The organism is Streptomyces sp. NPDC058086 (assembly GCF_042885015.1).
Classification (GTDB): domain Bacteria; phylum Actinomycetota; class Actinomycetes; order Streptomycetales; family Streptomycetaceae; genus Streptomyces.
The window spans coordinates 35,848-43,453 of record NZ_JBHVST010000095.1 but is presented as its reverse complement, the minus strand read 5'-3'; the positions used below and the strand labels follow the sequence as shown (position 1 = coordinate 43,453).

Here is a 7,606-nt window from a genome sequence, read left to right as displayed (position 1 = left end):
ACGAGGGCCTGCGCCCGGCACGCCGAGAGCACGCACCTGACCCCGCGGGGCCCGCCCTCCGGGCGGACGACGGGAATTTGACGACAGGACCTAGGCCCCGAACGCCTTGCCCTTCCCCTTCACCGGCTTGGCGCCCGCGAGGAGATGGGCGGGGACGAGATCCCTGGCGGGCTCGCTGTACCCCACGGACACGATCTTGTCGCCGCGGTAGGTGAAGGTCGTCAGGGACGCCAGCGTGCACTGCCGCTTGCGCGGGTCGTGCCACAACCGGCGCTTCTCCACGAAGGACCGCACGATCCAGATCGGCAACTGGTGGCTGACCAGCACCGCTTCATGCCCGCGGGCCGCGTCCTTGGCGGCGTCCAGCGCCCCCATCATCCGTACGACCTGATCGACGTACGGCTCGCCCCAGGACGGCTTGAACGGGTTGACGAGGTGCTTCCAGTTCTCGGGCCGCCGCAGCGCCCCGTCCCCCACGCCGAAGGTCTTCCCCTGGAACACGTTCTCGGCCTCGATCAGCCGCCCGTCGGTGTCGAGGCCGAGACCGTGCGCCTTCGCGATGGGCGTCGCGGTCTCCTGCGCCCGCTCCAGCGGGGAGGCGACGACATGCGTGACGTCCCGCGGCGCCAGGTGCTCGGCGACCCGCTCGGCCATCTGCCGCCCGAGCTCGGACAGGTGGTAACCGGGCAGCCGCCCGTAGAGCACCCCGTCCGGGTTGGCGACCTCGCCGTGCCGCATGAGATGCACGACGGTGATGTCCTGATTCCGGCCCTGCGTCTGATCTTGCATCTGATCCTGCATCTGACCCTGCGTCTGTTCCTGGCTCATGCCGTGGCCTCCGCCGCCGCCCGGGCCGCCGCCGGAAGGGCGTCGGCGATCCGCTGAATGGCCCGCTCGTCGTGGGCCGTGGACACGAACCACGACTCGAAGGACGACGGGGGCAGATAGACGCCCTGCGCCAGCATCGAGTGGAAGAACGCGGTGAACCGGAAGGACTCCTGCGCCTTCGCGCCCTCGTAGTCGCGCACCTCACGCCCGGTGAAGAAGACCGAGAACATGTTGGAGGCGTTCTGCAGCCGGTGCGCCACGCCCTCCTTGCTCAGCGCCTCCGTGACCAGCCCGCGGATCTGCTCGGAGACGGCGTCGACCTTGTCGTACGCGGCGTCGTCGAGCAGCCGCAGCTGGGCGAGCCCGGCGGCGGTCGCGACGGGGTTACCGGAGAGCGTGCCGGCCTGGTAGACGGGCCCCGCGGGAGCCAGGTGCTCCATGACGTCCTTGCGGCCACCGAAGGCGGCGGCGGGGAATCCTCCGCCCATGACCTTCCCGAAGGTCATGAGATCGGGACGCACCCCGTCAATCCCGTACCAACCGGCCTTGCTGGTCCGGAATCCGGTCATGACCTCGTCGGAGATGAACAGGGCGCCGTTGCGCGCGCAGGCGTCCTTGAGTCCCTGGTTGAACCCGGGCTGGGGCGGTACGACGCCCATGTTGCCCGGCGAGGCCTCGGTGATCACACAGGCGATCTCACCGGGGTGCGCGTGGAAGGCCTCGTTCACGGCTTCGAGGTCGTTGTAGGGCAGGACGATCGTGTCGGCGGCCTGGGCGCCGGTGACACCGGGGGTGTCGGGCAGCGCGAAGGTCGCCACCCCGCTCCCCGCCGACGCCAGCAGCGAGTCGACATGCCCGTGATAACACCCGGCGAACTTGATCACCTTCGACCGCCGGGTGAACCCGCGGGCGAGCCGGATGGCGGACATGGTCGCCTCGGTCCCGCTGGAGACGAGCCGGACCTGCTCGACGGGCTCGACGCGGGCGACGATCTCCTCGGCGAGCACGACCTCGCCCTCACCGGGAGTGCCGAAGGAGGTGCCGCGAGCGACGGCCTCCTGGACGGCGCCGATGACGTCGGGATGCGCGTGCCCGAGGATCATCGGCCCCCATGAACACACGAGGTCGACGTATTCCCTCCCGTCGGCATCGGTCAGGTATGGACCGTTTCCGGACACCATGAAGCGGGGCGTACCGCCCACGGCGCGGAACGCGCGCACCGGAGAGTTCACGCCGCCGGGCGTGACGGCAGCCGCACGGTCGAAAAGAGTCTGCGAAACTGGGGCTTCGTACGGATAGCTCACACGAGCCATGGTGTCAGAGGCTGCGAAGATCCTGCGGACAGGTGTTTCAGCGTACGTTTCGGCGTGCGGCCGTGGGGGAGGTCACTGTCACGATGATCGGGTTGCGTGGCGGGGGTCGCGCGCCTTAGAAAAGCAGTCGGGTGGAGATATGCATCGCGGTGGCGGACTGGGCGAGGGGACCGATGACCTCGGTCCTCGGCGTGCCCGGCGGGGAAGGCACCGGCGCGAGGCGGAGGAAGCGGCCGAGGCACGACAGACTCAGGGGTCGCCGGGCTCTCCCGGATCACCCGGATCACCCGGGTCGCAAGGATCACAGAACGATCCTGAGCGGATCGACCCGTCGGGCCGTATGGACGGTATGGACTACACGGACCGCGGGGCAGACCGGCTCAGGGCAGGAAGCGGGAATGGTGGCCGGGTGGGGGTGACCTACAAATACTTCGGCGCGCCGGACGGCGCGACGGCGGCCCGTGTGCCGATCTCGATGCGCCCCGAGGAACTCGGCGGCGACGAGCTCGGCATGAACGGCATGTTCACCAAGATCAAGCCGGAGACCATGGCCGCGATGGTCCTCACCGGGATCGAGGGCGTTCCTCTCCACAAGGTCCCGCCCCTGGAACTGGTCGTCCTCCACCCCGACTACGCCGTCGTGAAGCTCCCCATGACCGTCGTCGACCCCCTGCGGGGCATCGGCGAGGAGGCGGTCGGCGCGGCGGCCTTCATCTGGTCGACGGTCCCGGACCGCGGAGGCCCGCGGGACGCCTTCAACGTGTACCAGCTCCTCCACGAATGGCAGGATTTCAGCCATCGTCTGCACGAGGCGGGGCATCAGCCGTACTGCCTGGTGTGGCCCTGATCACCGGTTCTCCGTGACACGGGCGGGACTTTCGGGTCTCGCCCGGGGCGCCTGAGCCGTCTCCCCCACGAAGAGCCGCGCCCCTGGATCATGTCCCGGGCGTGGCCGCGGTCACAGCCAGCCGTTGCGCTTGAACCCCCGGTGGATGACGAAGCACGCCGCGGCGATCACCGTGAGGGCCAGGGGGTAGCCGAAGCGCCAGTGGAGTTCGGGCATGTGGTCGAAGTTCATGCCGTAGACGCCGCACACCATCGTCGGTACGGCGACGATCGCGGCCCAGGCCGTGATCTTGCGCATGTCCTCGTTCTGGGCGACGGAGACCTGGGCGAGGTGGGCCTGGAGGATGGAGTCGAGGAGGCCGTCGAAGGCGGTGATCTGTTCGGTGACCCGGGACAGATGGTCGGCGACGTCACGGAAGTACGCCTGTATCTCGGGGGCGATGAGGCGCATCGGCTCGGCCGCCAGGATGTGCAGAGGGCGGCCGAGGGGGACCACCGCGCGTTTGAGTTCGAGGAGTTCGCGCTTGAGCTGGTACATACGGCCGGCGTCGGCGCCATTGGCACCGCGGGGTGAGAAGACGGACGTCTCCACCTGGTCGATGTCGTCCTGGACGGCGTCCGTGACGGTCAGGTAGTCGTCCACGACGTGGTCGGCGATGGCGTGCAGCACCGCGGCCGGGCCCTTGGCCAGCTGCTCCGGCTCGGCCTCCAGGTCCTCGCGCAGGGGGCCGAGGGAGCCGTGCCGTCCGTGCCGCACGGTCACCACGAAGTCGGGGCCTGCGAAGACCATGATCTCGCCGGTGTTCACGACCTCGCTGGTGGCGGTCAGTTCGGCGTGTTCGACGTAGGAGACCGTCTTGAAGACGGCGAACAGGACGTCGCCGTACTGCTCGACCTTGGGGCGCTGGTGGGCGTGGACCGCGTCCTCGACGGCGAGCGGGTGCAGGCCGAACAGTTCGGCGACCCGGGCGAACTCCGTCTCGGTGGGCTCGTGCAGCCCCAGCCAGACGAAGCCCTGGCCGCCGCGTTTGCGGACCCGGGCGACAGACTCCTCGACGCTGGGCGCGGCCTCCTGGCGGACGCCGTCGCGGTAGATGACGCAGTTGACGACGGCGGAGCCGAGCGGGGAGCGAGCGGGGTGACTCAGGTCCACCCGGCGTCCGCCGCGTGCCAGACGGGCGACTTTGCGCAGGTTGCCGACCATCGACATGCGGTGCTCCTTCCCCGGGTTTCCCGGAACGGACGGCCAGTGTGCCAGCAAGGGGTAAGACCGACGTCAGAGCCCGGTTCGAGCGTGCGCCCCGCGCCCGGCCCCGCGGTGTCAGGGGCGTCAGGGGCGTCAGGCGGGCGTCAGGAATCACACCCGTGCCGTCAGACCCGCGCCAAAGTGTCGGTCCGCCGCCGTCCCGCGGCCCTTCGATGGTGGACGGGTACGTGTGTGGAGCGACGTCGAGGAGTGCGCGAGCGATGAGCGAGGAAGAGCGGGGACCGCGCGTGGTCGCCGGAGTGAGCGGTTCGCCGGGGAGCCTGGCGGCCCTGCGCCGGGCCGCCGCCGAGGCCCGGCGCGGCGGAGCCGAGCTGCTGGCCGTGATCGCCTGGGAGCCGCCCGGTGGTGACTTCGCCCACCGCAGTGCGCTCAGTCCACTGCCGATGGCCATGCTCCGGCAGGACGCGGGCCGCCGGCTGCTCGCCGCGCTCGGCACCGCCTTCGGCGACGCGGGGCCCGGGGTCCCGTACCGGGGTCTTGTCGTACGGGGCACACCGGGGCGGGCGCTGGTCGAGACCGCCGACCGGGCCGACGACCTGCTGGTGGTGGGCCCGGGGTGCCGAGGAAGGCTGCACCCGTCGCTGTTCCCGTCCGTCGCCCGGTACTGCCTCGCGCACGCCGTCTGCCCGGTGCTGGCCCTGCCGCCCTCGCCCCTGTCCCGCGAGCTCGCCTCGGTGCACCGCCGTATCCGGCTGTGGCTGCCGCTCGACGCGCGGGAGCTGACCGAGCACAGGTCCTGAGCGACCGAGGCTCCCACGTCAGGGGCGCGTTAGGGGTCCGGGGCCGTAGGCAGGGCCGCGGGACCCTCTTCGGGATCAGGCTCCGGCGCGGCGGCCGGTTCAGAGGCTGAGCCGGTACGGCACCACGCAGACGACCACGTCCGTACGGGCCCGCAGCGCGGCGGCGAGGAGCAGACCGCGCTGGTTCTGGAGGATCTGATAGCGGCGGTGGAGGGGCTCCACCTCGGGGATGAGGACGGCGATCTGCCGTCCTGACTCCTGCGCCCTGCGGACGTAGTCGACGATCGGCTCCACGAGCGAGCGCTGCGGGCTGTCGACGACGTCCAGGCGTACACCCGGGTTCCAGCGGTCCCAACTCTCCCTGAGGGCACGGACCTTGACCGGGTCGGCGTGCACAGCGACCGCGACCACCTCGTGGCCGAGGGCGCGGGCGGCCGACAGCGCGTGCTGGGTGAGTCTGCTGACCTCGCCGACCGGCACGATGACGAGGGAGTCGCCGACGTGCACGGGCGGCGGGACCTCGCCGAGTCCGAGTTCCCGGCCGACGGTCGTGTAATAGCGCTGAATGCGGTCGAACAGCAGCATCAGCAGCGGGATGGCGACGACCACCACCCAGGCCCCTTCCAGGAACTTGGTGGTGAGCAGGACGACGCCCGCCACGGCGGTCAGTACCGCGCCGACCCCGTTGAGGACCGCGCGCCGCAGCCAGCCGTGCGGACGCTGCCCGGCCCAGTGCCGTACGAGACCGGTCTGACTGATGGTGAAGCCGATGAACACGCCGATCGCGAAGAGCGGGATCATCCGGTGGGTGTCGGCGTTCACGGCGATCAGGAGCACGGCCGCGAGCAGGGCGAGGGTCACCACGCCCCAGCGGTACACCGGCCGTTCCGTGCGCAGCCCGAAGAGGTGCGGCAGCCGGTGATCCTTGGCGAGCAGGCTCATCAGGACGGGCAGACCGCCGAAGCTGGTGTTCGCGGCGAAGGCGAGGGCCAGGGTGACGATGAGGTTGGTGGCGTAGTACGGCCATCCCGTCCCGTACGCGCCCGCCGTCAGCTGCGCGAGTACGGTCACGCCGCCGCGCGGGGCGACATGGTCACGGCGGATCAGCAGGGCCATGCCGATGAGCATCAGGCCGAGCAGGGCGCCGAGCATCAGCTCCGTGCGCTGGGCGCGTTTGACGCGCGGCTCGCGGAATGAGGGCACGCCGTTGGCGATGGCCTCGACTCCGGTGAGCGCGGAGCAGCCGGAGGAGAACGCCTTGAGGAGCAGCAGGACGCTCAACGCCTCGGTGGCGTGGACGGGCTGGTCGGTGCCGACGACCGCCACGGGATGACCTCGCACCAGGCCGAGCACGACGATGCCGAGGATGCTCACGATGAACAGCACGGTGGGCAGCATCAGCACCCGCGCGCTCTCGGCCACACCGCGCAGGTTCACGGCCGTGAGGAGGGCGAGCCCGATCAGGCAGATCGCGAGCAGGTGCGAGCCGAGCACCGGGAACGCGGAGGCGAGGCTGGCCGCGCCCGCCGCCAGACTGACCGTCACGGTCAGCACGTAGTCCACGACCAGGCTGGCCGCCGCGAGCAGGCTGACGGTCGGTCCGAGATCCTTCTTCCCCACCGCGTACGCGCCACCGCCGTCCGGATGCACGGCGATCACCTGTCCGTACGACACGACGAGCACCGCCAGCAGTCCGGCGATGACGAGCGTCACCGGCAGCGTGGCGGACAGCGCGCCCGTTCCGGCGGCGATCAGTACGAGCACGATCGCCTCGGGTCCGTACGCCACCGAGCTCAGCGCGTCCAGGGAGAGCGCGGCGAGCCCCTCGACGCTGGTCAGGTGGTGCTTGTCGCCCTCCCCGTGCCGCAGCGGAACTCTCGGCCGCAGTTCGCGGCGGGCCAGGCCGTACGCCATGGGGGACCTCGCGGGGGTGGGGGTGTCTGAGGTCAGTGTGACCGGCGTGGTGCGGTGTGGAGGGGCAAGGACGCGCCAGGGCCGCGGCGGACCGAAGGTGCGGGGCGCGCAGTCGTGTTGCCGCCGATCGGGTAGTACCCGAGGCGCGGTGCGGGCGGGGGAACGGCCGCTCGTCCCTGGCGAAACAGCAGGTCAGTGGAGTCTGACGAGTCATCGGTTGGCCGAATGGGCCGGGCGGACGCGGCCTCGGGGGTGCGCCAGGTGAGCGGCTCGAGTGGTGCGCGGAGCCCGGCGGATTGACGGTGGATCACGTCGGGGTCGGGTTCTCACGAGCTGACGCAGTGTCAGCTGCCTGGCTGCGACGGAAGGACTCCGAAGATGCGATCTGCCCGCATGCTCCTCGCCACCGCGACGGCCACGGCCGCCCTCGCGATCGGCGCACCAGGTGCCCTCGCCGCCACGGCAGGTGACGGGGGCCACGATGACTCTTCCTACAGCAAGGAGCACCACAAGCCGAACGGGGGGGTGCACACGGGCGGTGGAGCGCTGACCGCCGTGCGCGGTGACGATTCGAGCAGGGAGGACTCCGGCTCCGACCACGGCAAGAGCGACTCCGGCTCCGACCGCGGCAAGAGCGACTCGGGCTCCGACCGTGACAAGGGCGACTCGTCGGACTCCGAACACGGCAAGAAGGGCGG

Annotated in this window: 6 protein-coding genes and 1 pseudogene; 3 read left to right on the top strand and 4 right to left on the bottom strand. The window is 70.7% G+C overall.

The window, feature by feature from the left end:
- Positions 1-90 precede the first annotated feature (90 nt).
- Both ACFVWD_RS44765 and hemL read right to left on the bottom strand, forming a co-directional pair.
- Positions 91-789 carry a histidine phosphatase family protein gene (locus ACFVWD_RS44765; protein WP_389603858.1) on the bottom strand — a complete coding sequence of 233 codons (699 nt, stop codon included), beginning with the start codon at positions 787-789 and terminating at the stop codon, positions 91-93.
- 35 nt (positions 790-824) lie between these two features.
- On the bottom strand, positions 825-2,141 hold the full coding sequence (gene hemL / locus ACFVWD_RS44760) for a glutamate-1-semialdehyde 2,1-aminomutase (RefSeq protein ID WP_389603856.1): 1,317 nt from the start codon (positions 2,139-2,141) through the stop codon (positions 825-827).
- Positions 2,142-2,550: 409 nt separating this feature from the next.
- Between hemL and ACFVWD_RS44755 the strand changes: the two genes are divergently transcribed.
- Positions 2,551-2,988, top strand: coding sequence for a hypothetical protein (locus ACFVWD_RS44755; protein WP_003974483.1), 438 nt, complete (start codon positions 2,551-2,553; stop codon positions 2,986-2,988).
- 111 nt (positions 2,989-3,099) lie between these two features.
- On the opposite strand, the gene ACFVWD_RS44750 is transcribed toward ACFVWD_RS44755, so the two are convergent.
- Positions 3,100-4,197, bottom strand: a complete 1,098-nt coding sequence (locus ACFVWD_RS44750) for a magnesium and cobalt transport protein CorA (protein WP_389603854.1) — start codon at positions 4,195-4,197, stop codon at positions 3,100-3,102.
- A 257-nt stretch (positions 4,198-4,454) separates the two neighbouring features.
- Here ACFVWD_RS44750 and ACFVWD_RS44745 point away from each other — a divergent pair, with 257 nt between their 5' ends.
- Positions 4,455-4,994, top strand: a complete 540-nt coding sequence (locus tag ACFVWD_RS44745) for a universal stress protein (protein ID WP_389603853.1) — start codon at positions 4,455-4,457, stop codon at positions 4,992-4,994.
- 99 nt (positions 4,995-5,093) lie between these two features.
- Here the strand turns inward: ACFVWD_RS44745 and ACFVWD_RS44740 are convergent, their stop codons facing one another.
- Entirely contained in the window at positions 5,094-6,908 is a 1,815-nt protein-coding gene (locus tag ACFVWD_RS44740) for an APC family permease (protein ID WP_389603852.1), read from the bottom strand.
- A gap of 378 nt (positions 6,909-7,286) precedes the next feature.
- On the opposite strand from ACFVWD_RS44740, the pseudogene ACFVWD_RS44735 reads away from it, so the two are divergent.
- Positions 7,287-7,606: pseudogene (locus ACFVWD_RS44735) on the top strand (hypothetical protein); the annotation flags it as partial.